Below are 24234 nucleotides of genomic sequence, written 5' to 3'. Positions count from 1 at the left end.
AAGGGGGCGAAGTGCCGAAGAAGGTGCAGCCGGAACGGCGCAAACGCGCCGACGGTGAGCTGTCGCGGGAGCGCATCCTCGACGCCGCCACCGAGATCGCCGCCGAGCGTGGCTACGAGGGCGCCAGCATCGCTCTGGTCAGCGCCAAATGCGGGTTGCCGGCCAGTTCCATCTACTGGCACTTCACGAACAAGGACGACCTGATCGCGGCGGTCATCGAGCGCAGCTTCGCCGACTGGCTCGCGGCGTGGCAGGTGCCCGTTGAGGGCTCACCGCAAGATCGCCTGGTGGGCTTGGCCATGCAGATCGCGAAGGCTCTCCTGGGTTCATCCGACTTCATTCGGCTCGGCCTGATGCTGTCGTTGGAACGCCGCCCGGTTGAGCCGCGGGCGCGCGCGATGTTCCTCCAGTTGCGAGCACAGACCTTCGGCCAGTTGGTCGACACCATCCGGGGATTCACACCGGATCTCGCCGATGCTCAGGTTCATCAACTGGTCACGTACGCCATCGCCGGCGCCGACGGATTGTTCATCGCCAAAGAGATCGGCGGCGACGCAGTGGATCTGATCGCGCTTTTCGAATTGCACGCCTGGGCCTTGTACGACACCGCGCTGCGGCTGATCACGGAAGGCCGGTAAGGGAAAACATGACGACCCACGCCGATCTGCACAGCGAGCACGGTGCCCGACGCGGTGAGCACCCCGGTCGATCGCTGAATCCGGTGATCAAGGTCCACGATCTTGCCTGGCTGGAATTCCAGAAGCCGGATCTGGTTCGGGCCGAGGCATTTGCGAACGCGTTCGGCTTCACCACGGTGTTACGTAGCGGCGACGAGCTGCATGTGCGTGGCAGCGACGCGGGCGCGCCGTGTGTGCTCATCCGCCGCGGCGCGACATCGCGCTTCGTCGGCACCGCGTTTCGGGCCGGCGACGAGGCCGATGTACGGCGCCTGGCCATCGCCAACGGCACGCAGCCACGCGTGTTGCCCGATGCAATCGGGGGTGTGGCGGTGGATCTGACCGATCCCAGCGGAATGCCGGTTCGTGTCGTTGCGGGCACGCGTCAGCTCGAAGCGTTACCGGCTCAGTCGGTGCAGACCTTCAACTTCGGGGCCGAACTGCGGCGCGCCAACGCGATGCAACGGCCACTCCGACAGCCCGCCCAGGTGCAGCGGCTCGGACATGTCGTCTTGCAAAGGACGAAGTATCGCGAATCGCTGGACTGGTACTTGGATCAGCTCGGCATGATCGTCAGCGACTTCGCGTTCTTCCCTGGGCAGCGCGACCGCGGGCCGACGGGAAGTTTCATCCGCTGCGACCGCGGTCACACTCCCGCCGACCATCACACCCTCGCTTTAACGTTGGGGCCCACGAACCGCTACATGCATTCGGCCTACCAGGTGTGCGACCTCGACGCCCTGGCCGCAGGCGGTGAGTACCTGAAAGACTATGGCTACCAACGCTCCTGGGGCATCGGACGACATATTCAGGGCAGCCAGATCTTCGATTACTGGCGCGATCCCGACGGTTTCATGGTCGAGCACTTCAGCGATGGCGACATGTTCGACTGCACGCTGGAACCTGGTTGGGCGCCGTTTACCGCGTCCGGACTGGCGCAGTGGGGACCGCCGGTCACCAAAGACTTCCTCGGTACCAATCCGCGATCCCTGCCCCACGAAGCGCGATCGATGCTCAGTGCGCTTCGGGCCGATAACGAATTCGATCTGCGCCGCCTGATCGGCCTGATGAAAGTAGCCGTGTCATGACTATCTCGATCTTGCGCACCACCGACGCCTGGTGGGTCACGACGGAAGCCGGGGCCGTCAAGGTCGACACCGACGCCACCACGACGGCGGGACTGCTGGCCGACCGCGCCGCCATCGACGCGGCCGTATCCGGTTCCGCCGCGGTGTCCGTCGACGGCCTCGCGCTACTCTCGCCGCTCACCGCGCCGTGCCGGGTGGTGGCGCAGATGACCAACTTCACCTCGCACGTCAAAGACGCCGGCCTGGACCCCAACTCGATTCCACTCACGTTCTTCCGCAAGGCATCCGGGTCCATCGCCGGGCCATCCGAAGACATCGTCAAGCCATCGCACGTTCGGTTCCTGGACTACGAGGTCGAGATCGGGGTGGTGATCGGTCGCGAGATCCCGGTCGGCACCGAGATCTCCGAGGCGAACCTTGCCGAATACGTCGCGGGCCTGCTGGTGACCAACGACGTGTCGGCCCGCGATGTACAGCTCCCGAAAACCCAGTTCTACGAGTCGAAGTCGTATCCGACGTTCACGCCGGCCGGCCCGGCGCTGGTGCTGGTGGACGCCGGTGAACTCAAACGCTTCAGTGACTTACGCCTCCAGCTGAAGGTCAACGGCGAACTCCGCCAGAACGCGATTGTCAACGGCGACATGATCTATCCGCCCGTGCAGGCGCTTCAGGGGCTAACCCGGTTCCAGCGCCTGGACCCCGGTGACGTCATCTTGACCGGCACCCCGGTGGGCACCGCTCTGAGCGCGCCGCCGAAGCCGATCGAGATCATCGGTTCGCTGCTGCCGCCGGCGGTCAAGTGGAAGGCGTTCTTCAACCGCCAGGCCAAGAACCCGAAGTACCTGCAGGACGGCGACATTGTGGAGGCTTCGGTCGCCACCGACGACGGAGCGATCGACTTGGGCTTGCAACGCAACGCCGTGAGATACGCATGACACGCCGAACGCCCACCGGAGTGCCGGTCTACCGGTCGAACATCTACTCGACCGAGGCCATTGTCGACCCGTATCCGCACTATGCCCGGCTTCGTGAGTTGGGTTCGGTGGTATGGCTTTCGAAGCAGCGGGTGTACGCGTTGCCGCGATTCGGCGAGTGCAAGGCCGTGTTGCGCGACGACCGTGCGTTTCTCTCCGGCGACGGCGTCGCGCTGAACGCGATCAGCAACCGGTTGTCCCGCGGCACCACATTGAACAGCGACGGCGACGAGCACAGTCGGCGTCGCAAACTGGTGGCCCACCGCATGCTGCCGCGCGCGTTGGGCGCACTCAGCGACAGTGTGACCGAGCAGGCGGCGCAGGTTGTCGACGCTGCCTTGGCAAAGGGCCAGATCGACGGTGTCACAGACCTGGCGTCGGCCTTACCGTTGGCGGTGGTGCCGGACTTGGTGGGGTGGCCACGTGATCAGCGGGACGACCTTCTCACCTGGGCGGGAGCGACATTCGACATTCTCGGACCGCTCAACCGGCAGTGGATGAAATCATCGTCGTCAAGTGTGCAGATGCTGCGGTTCGCGCGCCGCGTCGTGCGCCAACGCAGCGTGATCGTCGGCAGCCTAGGACACGACGTGCTGACCGCGGCCGACGACGGGAAGCTACCGCATCGCGAGTGCCCGCCCCTGATGGTTGATTACGTGGCGCCGTCACTGGATACCACCATCAGCGCGATCTCCAGTGCCCTGCAACTGTTTGCGGTTTTTCCAGAGCAGTGGGAGATCGTGAAAGACGATCGGGATCTCATCCCCAACGCCGTCAACGAGGTCATCCGCTACGAGTCGCCGGTGCGCGCGTTCTCTCGTAAAGCTCTATCGGACTCTGCGTTTGGTGATGTCACGATTCCGGCTGGGTCACGTGTCCTGGTGATCTACGCCTCGGCCAACCGGGACGAACGGGAATGGGACCAACCCGACGTCTTCGATGTCCGCCGCGACGCCACCCGGCAACTTGGTTTCGGCCACGGCGCTCACGCCTGCGCGGGGCAGGGGTTGGCCCGGATGGAAACCGAGGCGATGCTTCGCGCGCTGGCGGAACGTGTGGACCGGATCGAGCTGAGCTCACCGCCAACGTGGGCCATCAACAACATCATTCGGCGCCACGAACGCCTGCCGCTCAAGCTCATTGCCGCCTGAGCGGGCCGGCGCTACTTCAGTTCGGACGACGACAGGCCGAGCAGTCGGCGGGCAACCACCAACTGCTGGATCTGCTGGGTGCCCTCGAAGATGTCCATGATCTTCGAGTCGCGGGCCCACTTCTCGAGCAGCGTGTCCTCCGAATAGCCGATGGTTCCGGCCAATTCGACGGCCTTGAGGGTGATGTCGCTACCCACCCGGCCGGCCTTGGCCTTGGACATCGACGCTTCTTTGGAGTTGGGAATGTTGTTGTCGGCCTGCCAGGCGGCGCGCAGGGTCAGCTGGTAGCTGGACTCCCACTCGGCCTCCATCCGGAGGAACTCGGCCGCGGCGGCGCTCTGCACCTGTGCCGGCTTGTCGTAGGAGATCTCCACGCCGGCGTTGGTCAGGATCTTGCGCAGCTCTTCCAGCGTGGCCCGGGCAATCCCGACGGCCATGGCGGCGACCACCGGACGGGTGTTGTCAAAAGTCTCCATGACCCCCGAAAAGCCTTTGCCCGGCTCGATCTCGGGGTTACCGAGCAAATTTTGCTTGGGAATGCGCGCGTTCTCGAACCTGATGGCCGCGGTGTCCGAGCCCTTGATGCCGAGCTTGTTCTCCAGCCGCTCGACGGTAACTCCGGGGTGTTCGCGCGGCACGATGAAGGACTTGATCGCGGCGCGACCCTTGGTCTTGTCCAGCGTCGCCCAGACCACGATGTGGGTGGCTCGCGAACCCGCGGTGACGTAGATCTTCTCGCCGTTGATCACGTATTTGTCGCCGTCCAACTTGGCGGTAGTAGACACAGCCGCCGAGTCGGAGCCGAATCCCGGTTCGGTGATCGCCATCGCGGCCCAGACCCGGCCCAGTCGCTCCAACTGCTCGTCGGTGGCCACCGCGGACACGGCCGCGTTGCCGAGGCCCTGAAAGGGGATCGACAGCAGCATGGCCGCGTCGCCCCAGCTGGCCTCCAGCGCCTGCAACGCCGCTGCCATGTTGGCGGCGTTACGATTCTCGCCGTTGTTCTCGCTGCTGCGAAGACCGTTGGCGCCGGCCATATCCAGCGTGCTGGATTCCGAAGCGCCGGCGAACAGTTCCGCGAGCGTGTCGAGTTCGACGGGGTAGGCGTGCTCTTTGAGGTCGTACTTACGGGCGATCGGCCGCATCATCTCGGCAGCCCCCTGGTGGGCCTTCTCGATCACCGCGCGCATCTTGCCGGGTAGTTCCAAATTGATTGCCATGATTGGTCTTTCGTTGTCTATGGGGAGGTCCGACTTAGATGACTACGACGCCTCCGGCGATCAGATGACTACGACGCCTTCGGCGATCAGATGACCACGACGCCTTCGGCAATGCCGATCGCTCGCAGGTCGCGGTACCAACGCTCGACGGGGTGCTCCTTGGTGAAGCCGTGGCCGCCGAGCAACTGCACACCGTCCAAGCCAATCTGCATGCCCTTGTCGGTGCCGATTTTCTTGGCCAGCGCGGCTTCGCGGATGAACGACAGGCCCTGCTCGGCCCGGGCCGCTCCGCGCCAGGTGATCAGTCGTAGCCCATCGAGTTCGATGGCGATGTTGGCGCACATGAAGGCGACCGACTGGCGGTGAGCGATGGGCTCGCCGAACGCTTCTCGCTCCTTCACGTACGGGATGACGTAGTCGAGCACCGCGTGCGACGTGCCGACCGCCAACGCGGCCCAGCCCAGCCGCGACAGCGCAATGGCCTCGGAATAATTCTGGGCGGAGTCGGCGGCAGATGCATCCTCTTCGCCCAGGCGCGCGCTGAGCGGCACCGCGACGTTGTCGAGTTCGACACGGCCGAGCGCGGCCGCGCGGATGCCCATGCTCGGATCAGCCTTGACGGTCAGGCCCTCACTCGCCGACTCGACGATGAACAGTGCCGGCTTGCCGTTGAGTTGCGCTGCGACGATGAACAATTCGGCATCGGCGGCCGCTGGGACCAACGACTTGACCCCGTTGAGTCGGTAGCCGCCCGGGGTGCGGACCGCGGTAGTCTTCAGCGCGGTCGGGTCGAACAGCGGTTGCGGCTCAGCGATGGCCACGCAGGCCTGCGGCACGTTCTCGCCGGCGAACTCCTTGAGATAGGTCGCCTGCTGACCAGCGCTGCCCCAGTGGGTGAGCGCGGCGGCGACGCCGGCCGGCGCCAGGATCGGCAGCGCCAGGCCCATGTCGCCGTAGCCCAGCGCCTCGGCGACCAGGACGTTGGTGACGCTGGAGCGCTCGGCGGCGATGCCGTCGAAGTCCTCGGGAATGTTGATCGCGGAGATGCCCAGTTCGGTGGCCTTCTTCACCAGATCCGGCGGATAGGTCGTGGCCGCGTCGGCATCGTGCGCGGCCGGACGCAGAATCTCGGCGGCGAATTCCTCGACGGTTTCGACGATCATCTTCTGGTCGTCGTCGGGGGTGAGGTCGTAGTAGTCCTTGCCGCTGATCTTCAGGCGGGTGGCACCGCCGCGCAGGTTTTCAACCCTCTTGAACTGACGGCTGGCCGCCCCGGCAGCGGATAAGACCTGCTTGGTGCCGTAACGCAGCGTCCGGTTCAGCGGATCGCGCAGGCCGTATTTATCCAGGAACTCCTGGCCGACGATGGGCGTGATCAGGCCGATCGCGACGTCGATGCCCGTGCGCTTGTGCTTCTGCTCGCCGATCGCCGACGCGCGGCCCGGGCGCTTGGGACGCGATTTCGCGCCGTTGTGGGAGCCGTTCGTGGGGTTGACAGTATTTGTCATGGATGCAGCCTCGGTCGTTGGGGCAGTGCGATGACTGTATCTTACTCCGGAGTAAGATAGATGTTGTGTGTTATCTAGTTCACACGTATCGGGCTAGCTTGCGGACAGTTTTCGCAGGACCGAGCCATGCAGAAGTCCGTTGGTGGCCACGGCGTTCCCGCCGTGCGGGCCCGCGGTGCCGTCCAAACCGGTGAATGTCCCGCCCGCCTCGCGGACCAAGATGTCCAATGGGGCCAAGTCCCACACCGACACTTCCGGCTCGGCCGCGATGTCGACCGCTCCCTCGGCCACGAAGCAGTAGGACAGGAAGTCGCCGAACGCGCGCACCCGCCACACCTCGTCGGTGAGTTCCAGGAAACGATCGCGTTTGCCGAGCTGAGCCCACCCGGACAGGCTGGAGAACGACAGGCTAGCCGAATCGAGTTGCGTCACTGAGGAAACCGACAGCCGACGAGCCGGGGCGTCGCCGGCGGCGACGAAAGCACCCGCGCCGGCGGACGCCCACCAACGCCGGTGCAGCGCGGGCGCACTGATGACCCCGACCTGGGGGACACCGTCGACCAGCAGAGCGATCAGGCTGGCCCACACCGGCACGCCGCGCACGAAATTCTTGGTGCCGTCGATCGGGTCGATGATCCACTGCCGCCCGGCCAAAGTGGTTGCCCCGCCAAACTCCTCGCCGAGAACGCTGTCGTCCGGGCGGGTACGGGCGAGTGTCTCCCGCAGGCCCTTTTCGACCGCATGATCGGCGTCGCTGACCGGCGTGAGATCCGGTTTGGTGTCGACGCGCAGGTCAACGGCCCCGAAACGGGCCAGGGTCACCGCGTCGGCCTGATCGGCCAGCGCCAACGCCACCGCAAGGTCGTCGTCACTCATGACATCAGTAAAGCCCTAGTCGACGACGATGACGGCGCGCCCCACCGGGTCGCTGGTCGACGACACGTCATTCGCCGTCCGTTCAGCGGGGTGACGCGCGATTTCCGGGGCGCGGCGGGAAAGATCGGCGAGGATTGCGACATACGCGAGATTTCCCGTCACGGTGACCGCACCGAACGCACGAGAGGGGACGCCGACGATGGCTGACGGAAAGCGCGGGCAGGCCGCCCTTTTCGACGCGCTGATCACTAAGGGCACCGCCTTCTCGGAGGCCGAGCGCCGTCAGTACGGCCTGCTCGGCCTGTTGCCGACCGCGGTCAAGACGATGGACGAGCAGGTCGCGCACTGCTGGCACGAGTTCTCGACGCGACGCGACGACCTCGACAAGCACATCTATCTGCGGGCACTGCAGGACCGCAACGAGACGTTGTTCTACCGGGTGCTGCACGACCACATCCCCGAGTCGTTGCCCATCGTCTACACCCCGACTGTCGGCGAGGCCTGCCAGCGCTTCAGTGAGATCTACCGCCGCCCCCGGGGACTGTTCGTGTCCTACCCCGATCGCGACCATCTGGAGGAGGTCCTGGAAAACCGGCCGCACCGCGATGTCGACGTGATCGTGGTGACTGACGGGCAGCGCATCCTCGGACTGGGCGATCAGGGCATCGGCGGAATGGGCATCCCGATCGGCAAGCTGTCCCTCTACACCCTGATCGGCGGGATCGATCCCGCGCGCACGCTGCCGATCGTGCTCGACGTGGGCACCGACAACGTCGAACTCTTGCAGGATCCGCAGTACCTGGGCTGGCGCCACCGCCGCATCGACGACGACGAGTACTACGCGTTCATCGACCGCTTCGTCGGCGCCGTGCGCCAACAGCTTCCCGAGGTGCTGTTGCAGTGGGAGGACTTCGCGACTGCGCACGCGCAGCCGATTCTCTCTCGCTACCGCGACACGTTGCTGACCTTCAACGACGACATCCAGGGCACCGCCGCCGTCACGGTCGGGGCGTTGCACGGCGCCGCCGAGGTGGCCGGCCGTCCGCTGTCGCAGCAGCAGGTCGTCATGCTGGGGGCGGGCTCGGCGGGCATCGGCGTGCTGAACATGATCCATCGCGAGATGATCAGCGAAGGTCTGTCCGAACAGGCTGCTCAGGAACGGATTTGGGTGGTCGATGTGGTCGGTCTGCTGACCGACGACCGCGACGACCTGTCGGATGCCCAACGTGACTTCGTCCAGCCCGCTGCGCGGGTAGCCGGCTGGGGACTGCGGGGGCCCGCCCAGCTCGCCGACGTCGTGCACAACGTCGACGTCGGAGTTCTGCTCGGACTATCCACTGCGACTGGTGCTTTCACCGAGTCGATCGTGCGCGAGATGGCGGGCAAGACCGAGCGGCCGATCATCTTCCCGCTCTCCAACCCGACCAGCCGAGCAGAGGCGCACCCCGCCGAGTTGGACCACTGGACCGACGGGCGAGGACTGATCGCCACCGGTTCTCCCTTCGCGCCGCTGCACCGCAACGGTGTCGAACACTCTGTAGCACAATGCAATAACGTCTACATCTTCCCGGCGATGGGGCTTGCGGTGACCGCGGCGCAGGCAACCCGGGTGACCGACGAGATGATGCAGGTGGCCGCGGCGACCCTGGGCGATGAGTCACCGGCCCTCACCGATCCCGACCAGCCGCTGCTGCCGTCGTGGGACGACGCCCCGGGTGTGGCTGTGCGTATCGCGCAGGCCGTCGCGGTGCAGGCCGTGGCCCAGGGCGTGGCGCCGAAGCGCAGCAGCCAGGAGCTCGCCGAGCGGATCGCGCAGGTGCACTGGCGCCCCGTGTATTTGCCCGTGCAAGCCTGATCCGAGCCTGCCGCATGGCGGCGGACCTACCATGGCGTCGTGTGGGAAATCCTGTCGGTGCTGTTGCTCCTCGCGATCGGTGCGAGCTTTCTGGCGCCGCGACTGTTTCGTCAGCGCCCTGACGCCGGCGCGTTGAGCGGCACACTGCTGATCACCGGCGTCAGCCCGCGACCGGACGCGACCGGTGAGCAGTACGTCACGATCACCGGTGTCATCGACGGGCCCACGATCAGCGACTACACCGTGTATCAGCGGATGGCCGTCGACGTCGACCGCTGGCCGGCGGTGGGGGAGCTCATGCCGGTGGTGTATTCGCAACGCAATCCCGACAAGTGGGCGTTCGCGCTGCCCTCCCCGCCGGACGTGCCGGACCCACCAGCCGGATAACGCGCGTCAGCCGTGGCTGATGTGCAGCATCTTGGCCAGGTTGGGCAGCTTGACCCGAGGCCGGCCGTGCGGCTCACCGGAGGACCGTTCGTGCTCGTCGATCAGTCGCCAGTGCTCGTCGGTGACCACCTTGGGCTGCCGTTCGATCAGCCACCCGGCGAGTTCGTCGGCGTGGTCGGCGCCGAACTCGGCCAACTCGGCCGCGGCGGTGAGGTCGGCGATCAGCGCGTCGACGGTGTCCTGCGAGTCCTTCTTGTTGGTGCCGATCACCCCGGACGGACCGCGCTTGATCCAGCCGACCACGTATTCATTGCGACTGCCCTCGATGCGGCCGTCGCTGTGCGGAATGGTCCCGGATTTCTCGTCGAACGGCAGCCCCTCGGTGGCGACGCCGCGATAGCCCACCGAGCGGACCACCAGCTGTACCGGCACCTCCTCGCGTTCACCGGTGTCCTTGGCGATCACCCGGCCGCTGTCGTCGGTGACCAGTTCGTTGTGCCCGAGCACGATCTTCTCGACACGTTCCGCGCCGGCGATCTCGATCGGAGAGGTCTGGAAGCGGAACACGATCCGGCGGTGGTCAGGCCGCGGCTCACGCCCGACGTAGCCCTTGAGCACCTTGATGTTCTGCTTGCAGACTTTGCCGATGGCCGCCGCGTCCTCCTCGGTGATGTTTTCAAAGTCCGCAGGATCGACGATCACGTCGACGTTCTCCAGGTCCGCCAGTTCCCGCAGTTCCAGCGTGGTGAACGCGGCTTGCAGCGGGCCGCGGCGACCGATGACGATCACTTCCTTCACACCACAGGGCCGCAGCGACTCCAGCGCATGGTCGGCGATGTCGGTTTTGGCCAACTCGTCGGGCTCGGTGACCAGGATGCGGGCGACGTCGAGCGCGACGTTGCCGTTGCCGACCACGACGGCCCGGGCGCCGGACAGGTCGGGTGAGATCTCCTCGAAGTGCGGGTGTGCGTTGTACCAGCCGACGAAGTCCACCGCGGCGACGCTGCCGGGCAGGTCTTCGCCCGGGATGTTCAACGGCCGGTCCGCCTGGGCGCCGATCGCGTACACCACGGCGTCGTATTGCTCGGACAACTCGGTAGCACTGACGTGCTCGCCGATCACGACGTTGCCGAAGAACCGAAACCGCGGGTCTTCGGAGACCTTCTCGAATTGCTTGCTGATCGACTTGATCTTGGGGTGATCGGGTGCCACCCCGGAGCGGACCAGACCCCATGGCGTCGGGAGCATTTCCAGCATGTCGACGGCGAAGTCGAATTGATCGCCGGCGTTGGCGGCTTTGAGCAGCGAGGCCGCGGCGAAGAATCCCGAGGGACCCGACCCGACGATCGCAACGTGGAAGGGGCGCATAAGCCACGATGCTAAACGCCCGGCCAACCGATCCGTGGCTCAAACTGATTGCCCGTTCCGCCTCCCAGCCGCTTCGCGGCTGGGGGGTACCCCCACCTCATTCCGCTGCGCGGACTGCATCGTCATCGGGCGTCACGCGGTCTGTGTCGACAACCCGGCCGGTAACGTGAGCAGGCGTGGACTCCGACCGTCAAGCCGATATCGCAGCACTCGACTCCACGCTGACCACGGTGGAACGAGTGCTGGACGTCGACGGTTTGCGTGGCCGCATCGACAAACTCGAGCACGAAGCGGCTGATCCCAATCTGTGGGACGACCAGGCCCACGCGCAGCGTGTCACCAGCGAGCTCTCCCACACCCAGGGCGAGTTGCGGCGGGTCGAAGGGCTGCGTCAGCGGCTCGATGATCTTCCCGTGCTCTACGAGCTGGCCGCCGAGGCGGGCGCCAACGGCGCGGAGACTGAAGCCGAAGCCGACGCGGAACTGAAGACACTTCGCACCGACATCGAGGCGATGGAGGTGCGCACCCTGCTCTCCGGTGAATACGACGAGCGGGAGGCACTACTCAACATCCGCTCCGGTGCCGGCGGCGTGGACGCTGCCGACTGGGCCGAGATGCTGATGCGGATGTACATCCGGTGGGCCGAGCAACACAAATATCCCGTCGAGGTGTTCGACACCTCCTACGCCGAAGAGGCGGGGATCAAGAGCGCGACGTTCGCGGTGCACGCGCCCTACGGCTACGGGACGCTCTCCGTCGAACAAGGCACCCACCGGTTGGTGCGGATCAGCCCGTTCGACAACCAGAACCGTCGTCAGACCTCGTTCGCGGAAGTCGAGGTGCTGCCGGTGGTGGAGACCACCGATCACATCGAAATTCCCGAAGGTGACCTGCGGGTCGACGTGTACCGCTCCAGCGGTCCCGGCGGACAGTCGGTGAACACCACCGACTCCGCAGTTCGACTCACGCACATCCCGACCGGTATCGTCGTCACCTGTCAAAACGAAAAGTCGCAGCTGCAGAACAAAGTTGCGGCGATGCGGGTCCTTCAGGCAAAGTTGTTGGAACGCAAGCGTTTAGAAGAACGTGCCGAGCTCGACGCGCTCAAGGGTGACGGCGGCAGCTCCTGGGGAAACCAGATGCGGTCGTACGTACTGCACCCGTATCAGATGGTCAAAGACCTGCGCACCGAGTACGAAGTGGGTAACCCGGCGGCCGTTCTCGACGGAGACATCGACGGATTCCTGGAAGCAGGAATTCGGTGGCGCAATAGAAAAGATGACGACTAAAACGACGTATTTAGCGATCGACACCGCGCAGCGCTGGCACGACTTCTGGCACGGCGTAATCGGCCAATGGATCATCACCCGCGGCCTGCGGGTGATGATGGTGGTGATCCTCGCCATCCTGGCGATCCGCTTTGTCACCTGGGTCACCGACCACATTGCCCGCCAACTCGACGAGCGTTTCGTCGAAGGAGATGCGCTGGTCCGCTCGGAGTCTTCCAAGCACCGCCAGGCCTTGGCGTCGGTGGCTCAGTGGGTGTCGATTGTTCTAATCGCCATCTGGGGGATCGTCCGGATTGCCGATGCCCTCAACTTCTCCGTCGCAGGCCTGGTGGCGCCGGCGACGGTGATCGGTGCCGCTCTCGGTTTCGGTGCCCAGCAGGTGGTCAGAGACATCCTGGCGGGATTCTTTCTCATCGTCGAGAAGCAGTACGGCTTCGGCGACTTGGTCACGTTGACCGTGGTGTCGACGACCGAGTGCAGCGGCACGGTCGAGAATGTGACGCTACGGGTGACCAGGCTGCGTTCACCGAACGGCGAGGTGTTGACCATTCCGAACGGCCAGATTGTCAAGGCGGTCAACGAGTCCAAGGACTGGGCGCGCGCGGTGGTGGACATCCCGGTCTCGACCAACGTGGACCTCAACCGCGTCGCTGAGGTGCTGCGCCAAGAGTGCGAGGCCGCTCTGGACAACCCGATCCTTGGCGACTTGTTGCTGGACGCGCCCACCTTGATGGGTGTCGAGAGTATCCAGGTCGACACCGTGACGCTGAGATTGGTAGCCCGCACCCTGCCCGGTAAGCAATTCGAGGCCGGCCGCCAGCTCCGGGTGCTGGTCATTCGCGCGTTGGCCCGCGCGGGCATCGTGACCGCGGCGGACGCGAAAGTCGGCGTGGTCGAGGGTCCTGGCGCCGAGGCGGCGAACGCCGAGCAGCAGGAGTACGAAAAAACCCACGAGTCGGTTAAACGCTGATGAAGCTCACCCTCAACGTTCTCGAACACCCCAGCCGCGACGAGGACAAGCACTGGCCGAACTACATCTTCGGCGGGCGGGTCCGGACAACGACGCTGGTGTTGATCGTCGCGTTCTTCGCAACCTGGTGGGCTTACAACACCTATAAGCCGCAACCGCCGCCGCCCCCGGTGGCGCCGCAGGTCGTGCCGCCGGGCTACGTTCCGGACCCCGACTACACCTGGGTGCCGCGTACCCGCGTGCAGCAGCCCACCTACGACACGCCGACCACCACGGTCCCGACGACGACACCGTCGACCACACCCCCGACGACGACCACCCCGCCGCCGCTGATCCAGCTACCGGTGCTGCCGCCGCCGTTCGGCCCAGGGACGGCGACACCCGCTCCAGAGCCGACGACGGGTCCGGTTCCAGCGCCTGCGCCCGCACCAGGCTTGCCTGGTCTGCCGGGGCTGCCCAGATGACGCAACCTGGCTCACCAGCGCGCCGCGTCGTCCGAACATCTGACGTACGCGGTTAGACTGGCGACCCGTGATGATCACCCTTGACCGTGTCACCAAGCAGTACAAGTCATCGGCGCGACCGGCGCTGGACAACGTCAACCTCAAAATCGACAAGGGTGAATTCGTCTTCCTGATCGGTCCGTCCGGCTCCGGCAAATCGACGTTCATGCGCTTGCTGCTGGGGGCCGAGACGCCGACTGAAGGCGATGTCCGGGTCTCGAAGTTTCACGTCAACACGCTGCCCGGACGGCATGTGCCCAAGCTGCGTCAGGTGCTCGGGTGTGTGTTCCAGGACTTCCGGCTGCTGCAGCAGAAGACGGTGTTCGAGAACGTCGCGTTCGCCCTCGAGGTGATCGGGAAGCGAAAGGACGTGATCAACCGCGTGACGCCCGACGTGCTGGAGATGGTCGGGCTGTCCGGCAAGGCCAGCCGGCTGCCGCATGAACTGTCCGGCGGAGAGCAGCAGCGGGTGGCCATCGCGCGCGCCTTCGTCAACCGGCCGCTGGTCTTGCTGGCCGACGAGCCCACCGGAAACCTCGACCCGGAGACCAGCAACGACATCATGGATTTGCTCGAGCGGATCAACCGCACCGGGACCACGGTCCTGATGGCGACCCACGACCACCACATCGTCGACTCGATGCGGCAACGCGTGGTCGAACTGTCGTTGGGCAGGTTGGTGCGCGACGAACAGCGCGGCGTCTATGGGATGGACCGCTAAGTGCGCTTCAGCTTTCTCTTCAACGAAGTCCTGACCGGCTTTCGTCGCAATGTGACGATGACCGTCGCGATGATCCTGACGACCGCCATCTCGATCGGGTTGTTCGGCGGCGGTCTGTTGGTGGTCCGGCTGGCCGACCACTCGCGCAGCATCTATCTCGACCGGGTCGAGACGCAGGTCTTCCTGACCAGCGAGGTCTCGGCCAACGATTTGACTTGCGAGAGCCAGGAATGTAAAGCGTTGCGCGAGAAGATCGAAAAGCGTAGCGACGTCAAGTCAGTTCGGTTCCTCAATCGTCAGGACGCGTACAACGACGCCATCCGCAAGATCCCGCAGTTCAAGGATCTGGTGAGCAAGGACGCGTTCCCGGCGTCCTTCATTGTCAAGCTGGAAAACCCCGAGCAGCATGCTGAATTCGACGCCGCGTTGCAGGGCCAGCCCGGGGTCGATCACCTGCTCAACCAGAAGGAGCTGATCGACCGGCTCTTCGCGGTGCTCGATGGTTTGTCCAGTGCCGCCTTTGCGGTCGCGTTGGTACAGGCGGTCGGGGCAATCCTGTTGATTGCCAACATGGTTCAGGTCGCGGCCTACACGCGGCGGACCGAGGTGGGCATCATGCGACTGGTCGGTGCAACGCGCTGGTTCACCCAGTTGCCGTTCCTCGTCGAGGCGATAATGGCGGCGACGTTCGGTGTTCTCATCGCGATCGTCGGGTTGATCGTGGTGCGAGCGCTGTTCCTCGACAGTGCGTTGAGCCAGTTCTATCAGGCGCATCTGATCGCGAAGGTCGACTACGCCGACATTCTGTACATCGCGCCGTTGCTGCTGTTGGTCGGCGTGGCGATGGCCGGCGTGACGTCGTACGCCACGTTGCGCCTGTACGTGCGGCGGTAGCGGTGGCCAAGAAGTCGCCCAAGAAAGCCGGGCCGGCCCGGCAGATCTTGGCGACCAACCGCAAGGCTCGGCACAACTACGCGATCTTGGACGTCTACGAGACCGGGGTGGTTTTGCTCGGCACTGAAGTTAAAAGTTTGCGGGACGGTAAGGCCTCGTTGGCCGACGCCTACGCAACCGTCGACGACGGCGAGGTTTGGCTTCGTAACCTGCACATTCCGGAATATCACCACGGCAGCTGGACCAATCACGAGCCGCGCCGCAACCGGAAGCTACTTCTCCACAGGCACCAAATCGATGTACTCATCGGCAAAATCAAGGATGGTAACCTCGCGCTCGTTCCGTTGTCGTTGTATTTTTTCGAAGGAAAAGTCAAGGTGGAGCTTGCATTAGCGCGTGGTAAGCAAGCCCACGACAAGCGGCAGGACATGGCCAAGCGCGACGCCCAACGCGAAGTGATTCGCGAGCTGGGCAGGCGATCCAAGGGCATGAGCTGATCGGGGCCGCGTACGCCCAGCTCTCTGCAGTCAGCTACGGCGTCAGTGATTTTGTTGGGGGTGTAGCTTCCCGGCGCGCGGCCGCGCTGCGCATCATGGTGGTGACGTACCCGCTCGCGACGGTGTTGCTGGGGGTGCTCGCGGTGACCGCGGGCGGGCCCATCCATACCGGTGCCGTGCTGTGGGGTTCGCTGTACGGGATCAGCCAAGCGGTCGGGGTCTACTGGTTCTACGCGGCTGTCAGCGCCGGACCCATTTCGGTGGTGTCACCGCTGGCCGCGGTGCTCAACGCGGCGGTACCGGTGGCGGTCGGTGTGGCGCTCGGCGAGCGACCGGGGGCCGGCGCGTCGGTCAGGCGTGGTGGTCGCGATGCTCGCGGTCATTCTGGTCAGCCGCGAGTCGTCAGATGACGATGACGTTCGGACGCACAGGTTCACCGGCAAGGTGGCCTGGCTGACGATCGGCTCAGGCGTGGCGTTCGGACTGGACTTCGTTCTGCTGCATCAGGCGCCGGTGGAGTGCCGGATGTGGCCGCTGTTCTTCGCCCGGGCCGCGGCGACGGTTCTGGTGATCGCGGTCGCGGCGGCGAGTCGGAATCTCGAGCTGCCACCCAGCACGCCGCTGCGGCTGGCGGTCCTCGCTGCGCTGCTCGACACCTGCGCCAACGTCAGCATGCTGATGGCGATCCAGAAATGGATGCTGTCGCTGGCCAGCATCCTGATTTCGCTGTATCCGGCGACGACGGTCGTCCTGGCGATCATCGTGCTGCGCGAGCGGCTGACCCGCTGGCAGGCAACCGGCATGGTGTTGGCCGCGGTATCGGTGAGCATGATCGCCGCCGCCTGACTTCGGTCTAGCATCAGGCGGCATGGGCAACGTCACCATCCTCGACAAGTCCGACGTGCTGTCGGGTCTGTTCGGCACCTGGGACAGCATCGAGACATTGCTGAGCGGGCTGTCCGAGCAGCAATGGCAGACACCGACGCCGCTGCCGGGCTGGTGCGTACACAATGTCGTCGCCCACATGATCGGCACCGAGTCGTCGCTGCAGGGCCTCAACCCGCCTGCGGCCGATATCGATCTGACGACGCTGGACCATGTACGCAACGAGGTCGGTGCGATCAACGAAGCCTGGGTTCGCCACCTCAGCTCAGAGTCGGGAGATGCTCTGCTGCAACGGTTTCGGTCGATCACCGCGGATCGGTGCGACGTCTTGTCCGCAATGTCGGTCGAGGAGTGGAACACGCCGACTCCGAGCCCGGTGGGACTGGAGAGTTTCGGCAGGTTCATGCGGGTGCGGCTGTTCGACTGCTGGATGCATGAGCAGGACATCCGCGACGGCGTCGGCTCGCCGTCGTGCGATGTGGAACTGGCCGGTTCGGCGGCGCGGATATCGCTCGACGAGATCGCCGCGACGATGGGATACGTGGTCGGCAAACTCGGCAAAGCGTCCGAAGGATCCCGGGTCGCGATCGAGCTGACCGGCCCGCTGGCGCGGACCATCCGCGTCGCTGTCGACGGTCGCGCCCAGGTGGTCGACGATTTCGGCGGGCTCGAACCCACCACCTCGATCTGCCTCGATGGGCTGCTGTTCGCCCGACTGGCCGGCGGGCGCGCCAACGACGCGTCCCGTGTCGAACTGAGCGGCGACACCGAAGTCGGCGCGCGCATCGTCGACCGTTTGAACTTTGTGATCTGACCGGGGATGAATGGTCCCTGACCTGCTGATGGAAAACGCGTACAATCAACTGTCTTGCCGAAAATCGGCGGGGGTGCGAGGGGCTGAACGGTTTCGACTTCGCGCATCGAATCAAGGGAAGCGTGCCGGTGCAGGCAAGAGACCACCGTAAGCGTCGCTGCAACCATATAAGCGCCGATTCACATCAGCGCGACTACGCACTCGCTGCCTAAGCGACTGCGTGTCTGTCAGACCGGGAGCGCCCTCGGCCCGGACCCTGGCATCAGCTAGAGGGACAAACCCACGGGTTCGGTCGCGGGACCGGTGGGGACATCAAACAGCGACTGGGATCGTCATCTCGGCTTGTTCGCGTGACCGAGAGATCCGAGTAGAGACTTAGCGAACTGCGCACGGAGAAGTCTTGAGGGAATGCCGTAGGACCCGGGTTCGATTCCCGGCAGCTCCACAGAGAAGGCCCTGATCGGAAACAACAGGTCAGGGCCTTTCGCTGTCCACGGGTTGAGTAGTGCGTCTGCGATTTTCGGATCACGACGGATCGTTTACGGTTGCATCTTCGAACGGCGCGCAGGGACGTTCGCAGGTTGCGCGGTTGCTTGATGGCATGATCTACGGTTGTGTCCGAACTGAACCGACGCCGTCTCCTGGGGGCGCTCTCGGTAGCAGTTCTTGGCGGTATTGGCGGTATGGGCGCACCGCGGGGCGTCCTCGGTGGATCGCCGCGACCCCCGGCGGCCGCTGCCGCTGCCGTCACCCCGCCGCTCGCACGCGGTGGCGAGGTCGGTGCTGGCACGCTGTCGCCGCCGCCCGCGCCCATCGTGCGGGTGGCGCTGCCGGGTGGCGGTCTGCTCAGCAAGCTACCCGGGAACGGCAATCTGTTGGCGCTGACCGTTGACGACGGCGTGAACACCGACGTAGTGCGCCTTTACACCGAATTCGCCAAAGACACCGGCGTCCGGCTGACCTATTTCGTCAACGGAACCTACCGTTCGTGGACCGACAACCTGGCGTTGTTGCGGCCTTTGGTCGAGTGCGGCCAGATTCAGCTAGGCAACCACACCTGGTCGCATCCGAACCTGACAAAGGTGCCAGCAAGTCGAGTAGCGCACGAGATCACCCGCAACGACGAATTTTTGAAAAACACTTTCGGCGTTGACGCGCGACCGTACTTTCGGCCTCCATACGGAAAGCGCAACGCGGCCGTTGATGCGGTGGCCGCCGACCTTGGCTACACCGCGGTCACGCTGTGGTCGGGCTCTCTGTCGGATTCCACATTGATCACCAAGGACTACATCGTCCAGATGGCCGAGCGAGCCTTTATCCCGCAGGCGATCGTCCTCGGACACCTCAATCACCTGCCGGTCACCCATGTCTATGGGCAACTCCGCGATCTCATCCGCGCTCGTAACTTACGCACCGTCACGTTTGACGATGTCTTCGTCCACTAGGCGAGGCCGTTACAGCCCACTCGGTGACCGGGGCCCGTGGACTACGGCGGACCGCCGTGCGTCCTCGGTCTCAGCGAATGTTCAGTCGAGCGACGCAACACTGGCCATGACCGTCGTTGCGTATCAACGGCCGGTTGCCAGCCAATAGCCACCAGCCCGCGGGGAGTGACAGGCCATGTCCGATGAATGACGTTACGAAGCAGGCATTGAGCAAGGTTCCAGCAGTCACCTTGGGTTTTTGGGTCATCAAGGTCTTGGCGACGACGCTCGGTGAGACGGGTGGCGACACGGTGACGATGACGCTGAATTGGGGTTATCTGGCCGGCGTCGCGCTTTTCGGATTTGCGTTGGTGACGCTCGTGGTCGCGCAGATCTGCGCCAACCGCTTCTCTCCGATCCTCTACTGGGCGACGATCGTTGCCTCTACGACGTTCGGCACGACGTTGGCCGACTTCGCCGACCGGTCGCTTGGGATCGGCTACACAGGCGGATCCCTTCTGTTGCTGGGTTGCCTGTTGGCCACACTCGGACTGTGGCATCGATCGGCGGGGACGGTGTCGGTCAATACCGTCGCGACCCCAAAGGTCGAGGCGTTCTATTGGGCCACAATCACGTTTTCCCAGACCCTGGGAACCGCGCTTGGCGATTGGCTTGCCGACACCCGCGATTTCGGCTACGAGCGCGGTGCTCTCGTTTTCGGCGCGGCTCTCATGGCGGTGGTCGCCGTCTATTACTGGACTGGCGTATCGCGCGTCACTTTATTTTGGGTCGCGTTCATCCTGACGCGTCCTTTGGGCGCAACCGTGGGGGACTTCATCGATAAACCAGTCGCCGACGGTGGCCTTGCCTTGAGTCGCCCGCTGGCTTCGGCGGTTATCGCGGTGATCATGGTCGTGCTGATCGTTGTCCTGCCTCAACGTCCCGGACGGCACCCCGGCCCATCGGGTCCTGCGCCGTCACCACCGCGGTCTGAGCTCCGCGAATAGGCATGTGCGAGATTCGTCAGCAGGCGCCCGAGATTGCGGTCGAGACATCGTGACACCGTTCGCCACCGAGATGAACGCCGCCGCGGCCGTCGGCGCCGAGTGGTGGGCCGAACTGATGGCGCTTTTCTAGGCCGTCCGGGCGCTGTCGGCGCAACGTCGAGGCAGCCGCAGGTAAGCGGCGGTCAGGAAGCACAGCGCCCCGACGAAGGTCCCCAGTCGAGCCAGCTGTGCGTCTTCCGTGCTCCCCGCATTGGTTACGAACGCCCCAACTGCCGAGGCGGCGAAAGCGATTGAGCCGATCATGCTGGTTGACGCTGCCAGCCACGGCCGCGATTTCCACCGTTGCAGCCCAATCGCGAGGGCGACGGCGGCAACGCCCAGCACTCCGCTGACCAGAAAGGCCATCGAGCCCACCGCATCCGGTCCCCACACAAGGTGCCGACGGGCGGGTACGCGCTGCGCCCACAACGCTGCACCGGTACTGAGGTTGAAGTTCAGCGTGCCGAACAACTGGATCGCCGACGATAGGCATTCAGCTCGTGTCGAGGGCACGCTCCATGTCCGACGCATCGCCGGTTTGCTCAGCAACAGTTGGAGCAGCGCGGCGCTGGTGAAAAACCACGAGCCCATGAAGCACAGCAGATTGCTGCCTTGCGCACTCCAGAAAGCCGCGAGCCCTGGCGCTGTGCCGATCGCGAACAACGACGAACCGATCATGAACAATCGGCACTGGGCTCGCAGCACCTCAATTCCGCGCGAGGCGTCGGCGGCCACCGGGGCGTGTTGAGTCCGTCGTCACCGAGTTACAGAATCACATCCGACCACCGACGTGCGACTGGAAGAGGCTCCGTACTGAACGTCGACTACGACCGCCGGGCCATCGATGCCTCCGAGCGAGGTTTCTGGGGTGCGTTGCGCAGGTCCGGGCGGGTGGCTCACCTGCACGGCGACTACTACCTGACCGACAGCAACGATGTTCTTGCGGCGCTGCGCGACCCCGCGCTGGTATGCCCGCACGTCGACGCCCACATGGACCCGTGGGTGCCCAGCACCCTCGCACGCGCGATATCGGAGCGTTCTTGATCCGCTGTTCACGCCGCGGCGCCAACAAGTTCGAGGTCGGGGCGACGCAACAGTTTTTGACCACCTCGACGGCGACGTTGCCGGTGGTCCACCGCACGACGCGCAGCACGCCCGCCGCCCGCTCGGCGTCAGCCATCCGCATCGGAGGCTTCGAGATAGGCGACGATCGCGTTGGTCAGCCCGCGCCGTGCCATGTCGAGGTCGAAGTAGCTGCCGAGCTGACGCTCCGAGGTGATGCCGCGCATCGCACCCGGGATGAGCGTCGCAACTTCTTGCACTCGCGCAGGGTCGACGGCCAAGCCGGTGAAGGCGTTCTGACAGGTGGTCAGCCACCCGCGCCCCCAGGACTGGAGTTCGGCGGCTGTGCGTGGGTAGAGGCGTTCGAGTTCGGCCGGTTCGCGGGGGAGCGCAGCTCGCAGGTTCTCGATGGCTTTGGAGTCGGTGGCCGTCAATCCGTCGTAAAGCGTGTCGATGATGGCCGCGACACGGTCGCGCAGCGGTGCCGATGCGCTGGTCTGTTGGAAGACATCCGCCCGGTGCTCTGCCGTGCGGTGGAGCACTGCGGCCCACAGCCCGTCGGCGTCGCCGAACTGGTACTGCACGACGCCCCAGGTGGCCCCGATCTGCTTGGCAATACGGTTCGCCGAGACCGCGCCAGGATCGCCGGTGGCCAGCGCCTGCAGGGCTGCCTCGAGCATGCTCTCCCGCGTGGCATCACCGCGGCGGTTGGTGCGCGGCGGCTGAACACCCGCGTCGGTCATCCTGCAGATGGTACGGCCAGTCCCGACCTCATAGACAGTTACAAGGACAGTTCTATGATTATTTCATTGAGGCCACTATGCTCTGATTCGACTGCCGCTCGCGCTGCGGTTCGATTCATCAGTCAGAGGAGCTCAGATGGCGAAACCGCCACTGTCGATGAAGCCGACCGGTTGGTTCCAGATCGCCTGGTCCGACGAGATCTCCCTGGGCGACGTGCACAAGATGCACTACTTCGGTCGCGAGATGGTGGCCTGGCGGGCCCAGTCGGGACGGCTCACCGTGATGGACGCCTACTGCGAGCATCTCGGCGCTCACCTGGGTTTCGGCGGTCACGTCGAGGGCGAGGTGATCCAGTGCGCTTTCCACGGTTGGCAGTGGAATCACGAAGGCCGCAACGTCTGCATTCCCTACGAGAAGCGACCCAATCGCGGCCGTCGGATGCGCACCTACCCCGTCGTCGAACGCAACGAGTCGGTCTACCTCTGGCACGACCTCGACGGTCGTGAGCCGTACTTCGACGTGCCCGACATCTTCGCCAGCTTCAATGACGGCAGCAGCCTGGCTGACTACTACCCCCGCCAGACCCTGCACGAGCCGAGTCGGGAATTGCATCCGCAGTACGTCCTGGAAAACGGCGTGGACGTCGAGCATTTCAAGTTCGTGCACAAGACGCCGATCGTGCCGGTGTTCACTCGGCACGATTTCGACCAGCCGACGTCCTACGTCGACTTCACCATCACCTTCGAGGGTGACGAAAATCAGTCGATCGGCGACGTCAAGAGCGGTGTCGAGGCGATCAACGGCGGCCTGGGTATCGCGGTGACGAAGAGTTCGGGCATGGTCGACAACCGGACCATCTCGGCCATCACGCCGGTCGACGAGCACACCTCAGACGTCCGGTTCACGGTGTACATCGGCCGCACACCCGGCAAGGACGCCCCCCGGCATGAGATGAAGGCGCAGGAGTTCGGTCGGGAGGTCATCCGACAGTTCGAGCAAGATGTGTACATCTGGTCCCACCAACGGTATTCGGACCCGCCCGCGCTGGCCTCGACTGAATTCAAGGGTTTTACCGCCATCCGCGAGTGGGCCCGGCAGTTCTATCCCGACGGTCGTGGTGGCAGCGCCGTCGAACTGCAATCGGCGACAACCGAAACCCGCTGACGCTCGACAACACGATCGAAAGGCCGAATGCAATGACTGCTCCAGTACGCGTCTTCCAGGTGGCGACCGGCAACGTCGGTTCTGAGATGATCAGACGGCTCGGTCACCGCAGCGATCTGGAACTCGTTGGCCTGCACTGCTATTCACCGGAGAAAATCGGGCGCGACGCCGGCGAGATCGTCGGCCTGCCTGAGATCGGCGTGAAGGCCACCGGCACCATCGAGGAGATCATCGAGGCCAAGCCGGACGTGCTGACTTTTCACGGTGTTTTCCCGGACGAGGATCTTTATGTGAAAGTCCTTGAGGCGGGTATCAATATCGTCACGACGGCCGACTGGATCACCGGCTGGCACCGCGACAAAAACCACCCCCACTCGTCCGGCAAGCCGGTGACCGCACTGCTCGCAGAGGCGTGCGACAAGGGGCAGTCCAGTTTCTACGGCACCGGCATGAACCCGGGCCTGAACCAAATTCTCGGTGTCGTATGTTCCGCCGATGTCGCTGAAATCGAGCACGTCATGACCCTCGAGTCGGTCGATGTGTCGTGTCACCACAGCAAGGAGACCTGGATCGAGGTCGGCTACGGCCTACCAGTGGACGACCCCAGCATCCCGGGCAAGCTGGAAAAGTACACCCGCGTCTTCGCCGACAGCGTGCTGATGATGGCCGACTGCTTCGACATCGAACTCGACGAGGTCAAGTTCACCTACGAACTCGGCGCGTGCACGAAAGACATCGACTTGGGCTGGTACCAGATGCCGAAGGGTTGCCTGGGCGGCAGTTACATCAAGTACCAGGGGATCGTCGACGGCGGGCCCAAGGTGGAGACACACCTGGAGTGGCAGATGACGCCGCACACCGACCCGAGTTGGAACATCAAGGGCTGCTACATCACTCAGATCCAGGGCGATCCGTGCGTGTACAACAAACACATGATCTTCCCGAAGCCCGGTGTCGACCTGTCCAACCCGGACAACTTCGCTTCCATCGGTATGACCGTCACCGGCCTGCCTGCTCTCAACGCCATCAAGTCGGTCGTCGACGCACCGCCGGGACTCCTGACGAGCGCCGACCTCCCGTTGCGGGGGCTCGCCGGAAGATTCAAGGCCTGACACGC

The 24234-nt window shown here is 64.6% G+C and carries 26 protein-coding genes, 1 other RNA gene and 1 pseudogene; 21 read left to right on the top strand and 7 right to left on the bottom strand.

Annotation, left to right across the window (positions count from 1 at the left end; genetic code table 11):
• The first annotated feature begins 11 nt into the window (after positions 1 to 11).
• From ACQY5A_RS18930 to ACQY5A_RS18915, 4 genes are read left to right on the top strand one after another with little or no spacing between them, the layout of a single operon-like run.
• Positions 12 to 638, top strand: a complete 627-nt coding sequence (locus ACQY5A_RS18930) for a TetR/AcrR family transcriptional regulator (RefSeq protein WP_428341871.1) — start codon at positions 12 to 14, stop codon at positions 636 to 638.
• 8 nt (positions 639 to 646) lie between these two features.
• The gene (locus ACQY5A_RS18925) at positions 647 to 1765 is read left to right on the top strand and encodes a VOC family protein (protein ID WP_428341870.1); all 1119 of its coding nucleotides are present in this window, start codon (positions 647 to 649) and stop codon (positions 1763 to 1765) included.
• A complete protein-coding gene (locus tag ACQY5A_RS18920) occupies positions 1762 to 2700 on the top strand; it encodes a fumarylacetoacetate hydrolase family protein (protein WP_428341869.1) in 939 nt (312 codons plus the stop codon). The genes ACQY5A_RS18925 and ACQY5A_RS18920 overlap by 4 nt, the downstream gene beginning before the upstream one ends.
• Positions 2697 to 3890, top strand: coding sequence for a cytochrome P450 (locus ACQY5A_RS18915; protein ID WP_428341868.1), 1194 nt, complete (start codon positions 2697 to 2699; stop codon positions 3888 to 3890). The genes ACQY5A_RS18920 and ACQY5A_RS18915 overlap by 4 nt, the downstream gene beginning before the upstream one ends.
• An 11-nt stretch (positions 3891 to 3901) precedes the next feature.
• On the opposite strand, the gene ACQY5A_RS18910 is transcribed toward ACQY5A_RS18915, so the two are convergent.
• The 4 genes from ACQY5A_RS18910 to ACQY5A_RS18895 form a co-directional block, all read right to left on the bottom strand.
• Entirely contained in the window at positions 3902 to 5110 is a 1209-nt protein-coding gene (locus ACQY5A_RS18910; protein WP_428341867.1) for an acyl-CoA dehydrogenase family protein, read from the bottom strand.
• A gap of 86 nt (positions 5111 to 5196) precedes the next feature.
• On the bottom strand, positions 5197 to 6618 hold the full coding sequence (locus ACQY5A_RS18905) for an acyl-CoA dehydrogenase family protein (RefSeq protein WP_428341866.1): 1422 nt from the start codon (positions 6616 to 6618) through the stop codon (positions 5197 to 5199).
• A gap of 93 nt (positions 6619 to 6711) precedes the next feature.
• Positions 6712 to 7494, bottom strand: coding sequence for a histidinol-phosphatase (gene hisN, locus ACQY5A_RS18900; protein WP_428341865.1), 783 nt, complete (start codon positions 7492 to 7494; stop codon positions 6712 to 6714).
• Positions 7495 to 7509: 15 nt separating this feature from the next.
• Complete coding sequence (locus ACQY5A_RS18895; RefSeq protein WP_428341864.1) at positions 7510 to 7656, bottom strand: hypothetical protein; 147 nt, start codon at positions 7654 to 7656, stop codon at positions 7510 to 7512.
• A gap of 37 nt (positions 7657 to 7693) precedes the next feature.
• Between ACQY5A_RS18895 and ACQY5A_RS18890 the strand changes: the two genes are divergently transcribed.
• Together ACQY5A_RS18890 and ACQY5A_RS18885 are read left to right on the top strand one after the other, a co-directional pair.
• A complete protein-coding gene (locus ACQY5A_RS18890) occupies positions 7694 to 9349 on the top strand; it encodes an NAD-dependent malic enzyme (protein ID WP_428341863.1) in 1656 nt (551 codons plus the stop codon).
• Positions 9350 to 9388: 39 nt separating this feature from the next.
• Positions 9389 to 9736 carry a hypothetical protein gene (locus tag ACQY5A_RS18885; RefSeq protein WP_428341862.1) on the top strand — a complete coding sequence of 116 codons (348 nt, stop codon included), beginning with the start codon at positions 9389 to 9391 and terminating at the stop codon, positions 9734 to 9736.
• Between the two features lie 6 nt (positions 9737 to 9742).
• On the opposite strand, the gene ACQY5A_RS18880 is transcribed toward ACQY5A_RS18885, so the two are convergent.
• Positions 9743 to 11104, bottom strand: coding sequence for an FAD-dependent oxidoreductase (locus ACQY5A_RS18880; RefSeq protein WP_428341861.1), 1362 nt, complete (start codon positions 11102 to 11104; stop codon positions 9743 to 9745).
• 176 nt (positions 11105 to 11280) lie between these two features.
• Between ACQY5A_RS18880 and prfB the strand changes: the two genes are divergently transcribed.
• The 12 genes and pseudogenes from prfB to ACQY5A_RS18820 all read left to right on the top strand — a co-directional run bounded on the left by prfB (position 11281) and on the right by ACQY5A_RS18820 (position 20238).
• The gene (gene prfB / locus ACQY5A_RS18875) at positions 11281 to 12393 is read left to right on the top strand and encodes a peptide chain release factor 2 (protein WP_428341860.1); all 1113 of its coding nucleotides are present in this window, start codon (positions 11281 to 11283) and stop codon (positions 12391 to 12393) included.
• Positions 12383 to 13363: a mechanosensitive ion channel family protein gene (locus ACQY5A_RS18870; protein ID WP_428341859.1), complete on the top strand. Its 981-nt coding sequence runs from the start codon at positions 12383 to 12385 to the stop codon at positions 13361 to 13363. Before prfB ends, ACQY5A_RS18870 begins: the two co-directional genes overlap by 11 nt.
• Positions 13363 to 13827, top strand: a complete 465-nt coding sequence (locus ACQY5A_RS18865; RefSeq protein WP_428341858.1) for a hypothetical protein — start codon at positions 13363 to 13365, stop codon at positions 13825 to 13827. Before ACQY5A_RS18870 ends, ACQY5A_RS18865 begins: the two co-directional genes overlap by 1 nt.
• Before the next feature lie 70 nt (positions 13828 to 13897).
• Positions 13898 to 14587, top strand: coding sequence for a cell division ATP-binding protein FtsE (gene ftsE, locus ACQY5A_RS18860; protein ID WP_428343235.1), 690 nt, complete (start codon positions 13898 to 13900; stop codon positions 14585 to 14587).
• Positions 14588 to 15481: a permease-like cell division protein FtsX gene (gene ftsX, locus ACQY5A_RS18855; RefSeq protein ID WP_428341857.1), complete on the top strand. Its 894-nt coding sequence runs from the start codon at positions 14588 to 14590 to the stop codon at positions 15479 to 15481.
• A gap of 2 nt (positions 15482 to 15483) precedes the next feature.
• Positions 15484 to 15978 (top strand): SsrA-binding protein SmpB, encoded by a 495-nt coding sequence (smpB, locus tag ACQY5A_RS18850; RefSeq protein ID WP_428341856.1) that lies wholly within the window; start codon positions 15484 to 15486, stop codon positions 15976 to 15978.
• 95 nt (positions 15979 to 16073) lie between these two features.
• A pseudogene (locus ACQY5A_RS18845) lies at positions 16074 to 16824 on the top strand (EamA family transporter).
• A 22-nt stretch (positions 16825 to 16846) separates the two neighbouring features.
• On the top strand, positions 16847 to 17677 hold the full coding sequence (locus ACQY5A_RS18840) for a maleylpyruvate isomerase family mycothiol-dependent enzyme (protein ID WP_428341855.1): 831 nt from the start codon (positions 16847 to 16849) through the stop codon (positions 17675 to 17677).
• A gap of 79 nt (positions 17678 to 17756) precedes the next feature.
• Positions 17757 to 18125, top strand: a transfer-messenger RNA (tmRNA) gene (ssrA, locus tag ACQY5A_RS18835).
• Positions 18126 to 18300: 175 nt separating this feature from the next.
• Entirely contained in the window at positions 18301 to 19122 is an 822-nt protein-coding gene (locus ACQY5A_RS18830) for a polysaccharide deacetylase family protein (protein WP_428343234.1), read from the top strand.
• A 182-nt stretch (positions 19123 to 19304) separates the two neighbouring features.
• Positions 19305 to 20108: a COG4705 family protein gene (locus ACQY5A_RS18825; RefSeq protein ID WP_428341854.1), complete on the top strand. Its 804-nt coding sequence runs from the start codon at positions 19305 to 19307 to the stop codon at positions 20106 to 20108.
• A gap of 4 nt (positions 20109 to 20112) precedes the next feature.
• Positions 20113 to 20238 carry a hypothetical protein gene (locus ACQY5A_RS18820; RefSeq protein ID WP_428341853.1) on the top strand — a complete coding sequence of 42 codons (126 nt, stop codon included), beginning with the start codon at positions 20113 to 20115 and terminating at the stop codon, positions 20236 to 20238.
• On the opposite strand, the gene ACQY5A_RS18815 is transcribed toward ACQY5A_RS18820, so the two are convergent.
• On the bottom strand, positions 20235 to 20882 hold the full coding sequence (locus ACQY5A_RS18815; RefSeq protein ID WP_428341852.1) for a hypothetical protein: 648 nt from the start codon (positions 20880 to 20882) through the stop codon (positions 20235 to 20237). The genes ACQY5A_RS18820 and ACQY5A_RS18815 overlap by 4 nt on opposite strands.
• A 156-nt stretch (positions 20883 to 21038) precedes the next feature.
• Between ACQY5A_RS18815 and ACQY5A_RS18810 the strand changes: the two genes are divergently transcribed.
• Positions 21039 to 21191: a hypothetical protein gene (locus tag ACQY5A_RS18810; protein WP_428341851.1), complete on the top strand. Its 153-nt coding sequence runs from the start codon at positions 21039 to 21041 to the stop codon at positions 21189 to 21191.
• Between the two features lie 128 nt (positions 21192 to 21319).
• Here ACQY5A_RS18810 and ACQY5A_RS18805 read toward each other — a convergent pair whose 3' ends face one another.
• A complete protein-coding gene (locus tag ACQY5A_RS18805; RefSeq protein ID WP_428341850.1) occupies positions 21320 to 21952 on the bottom strand; it encodes a TetR/AcrR family transcriptional regulator in 633 nt (210 codons plus the stop codon).
• Between the two features lie 136 nt (positions 21953 to 22088).
• Between ACQY5A_RS18805 and ACQY5A_RS18800 the strand changes: the two genes are divergently transcribed.
• Together ACQY5A_RS18800 and ACQY5A_RS18795 are read left to right on the top strand one after the other, a co-directional pair.
• Positions 22089 to 23117, top strand: a complete 1029-nt coding sequence (locus ACQY5A_RS18800; protein ID WP_428341849.1) for a Rieske 2Fe-2S domain-containing protein — start codon at positions 22089 to 22091, stop codon at positions 23115 to 23117.
• A gap of 32 nt (positions 23118 to 23149) precedes the next feature.
• Positions 23150 to 24229: an NAD(P)H-dependent amine dehydrogenase family protein gene (locus ACQY5A_RS18795; RefSeq protein ID WP_428341848.1), complete on the top strand. Its 1080-nt coding sequence runs from the start codon at positions 23150 to 23152 to the stop codon at positions 24227 to 24229.
• Positions 24230 to 24234 lie beyond the last annotated feature (5 nt).

Origin of the sequence: Mycobacterium sp., from assembly GCF_965277065.1 — a bacterium.
GTDB lineage: Bacteria > Actinomycetota > Actinomycetes > Mycobacteriales > Mycobacteriaceae > Mycobacterium.
Note: the sequence above shows the minus strand (reverse complement) of the source record. Positions and strands in the feature narration are given on the sequence as shown.

What these genes read in the sequence shown, in the direction of transcription:
- ACQY5A_RS18925 (WP_428341870.1), top strand. Translation starts at nt 647, where the DNA reads ATGACGACCCACGCCGATCTGCACAGCGAGCACGGTGCCCGACGCGGT.
- ACQY5A_RS18920 (WP_428341869.1), top strand. Translation starts at nt 1,762, where the DNA reads ATGACTATCTCGATCTTGCGCACCACCGACGCCTGGTGGGTCACGACG.
- ACQY5A_RS18915 (WP_428341868.1), top strand. Translation starts at nt 2,697, where the DNA reads ATGACACGCCGAACGCCCACCGGAGTGCCGGTCTACCGGTCGAACATC.
- ACQY5A_RS18910 (WP_428341867.1), bottom strand. Translation starts at nt 5,110, where the DNA reads ATGGCAATCAATTTGGAACTACCCGGCAAGATGCGCGCGGTGATCGAG.
- ACQY5A_RS18905 (WP_428341866.1), bottom strand. Translation starts at nt 6,618, where the DNA reads ATGACAAATACTGTCAACCCCACGAACGGCTCCCACAACGGCGCGAAA.
- hisN (WP_428341865.1), bottom strand. Translation starts at nt 7,494, where the DNA reads ATGAGTGACGACGACCTTGCGGTGGCGTTGGCGCTGGCCGATCAGGCC.
- ACQY5A_RS18890 (WP_428341863.1), top strand. Translation starts at nt 7,694, where the DNA reads ATGGCTGACGGAAAGCGCGGGCAGGCCGCCCTTTTCGACGCGCTGATC.
- ACQY5A_RS18880 (WP_428341861.1), bottom strand. Translation starts at nt 11,104, where the DNA reads ATGCGCCCCTTCCACGTTGCGATCGTCGGGTCGGGTCCCTCGGGATTC.
- ACQY5A_RS18870 (WP_428341859.1), top strand. Translation starts at nt 12,383, where the DNA reads ATGACGACTAAAACGACGTATTTAGCGATCGACACCGCGCAGCGCTGG.
- ACQY5A_RS18865 (WP_428341858.1), top strand. Translation starts at nt 13,363, where the DNA reads ATGAAGCTCACCCTCAACGTTCTCGAACACCCCAGCCGCGACGAGGAC.
- ftsE (WP_428343235.1), top strand. Translation starts at nt 13,898, where the DNA reads ATGATCACCCTTGACCGTGTCACCAAGCAGTACAAGTCATCGGCGCGA.
- ACQY5A_RS18840 (WP_428341855.1), top strand. Translation starts at nt 16,847, where the DNA reads ATGGGCAACGTCACCATCCTCGACAAGTCCGACGTGCTGTCGGGTCTG.
- ACQY5A_RS18825 (WP_428341854.1), top strand. Translation starts at nt 19,305, where the DNA reads ATGAATGACGTTACGAAGCAGGCATTGAGCAAGGTTCCAGCAGTCACC.
- ACQY5A_RS18805 (WP_428341850.1), bottom strand. Translation starts at nt 21,952, where the DNA reads ATGACCGACGCGGGTGTTCAGCCGCCGCGCACCAACCGCCGCGGTGAT.
- ACQY5A_RS18800 (WP_428341849.1), top strand. Translation starts at nt 22,089, where the DNA reads ATGGCGAAACCGCCACTGTCGATGAAGCCGACCGGTTGGTTCCAGATC.
- ACQY5A_RS18795 (WP_428341848.1), top strand. Translation starts at nt 23,150, where the DNA reads ATGACTGCTCCAGTACGCGTCTTCCAGGTGGCGACCGGCAACGTCGGT.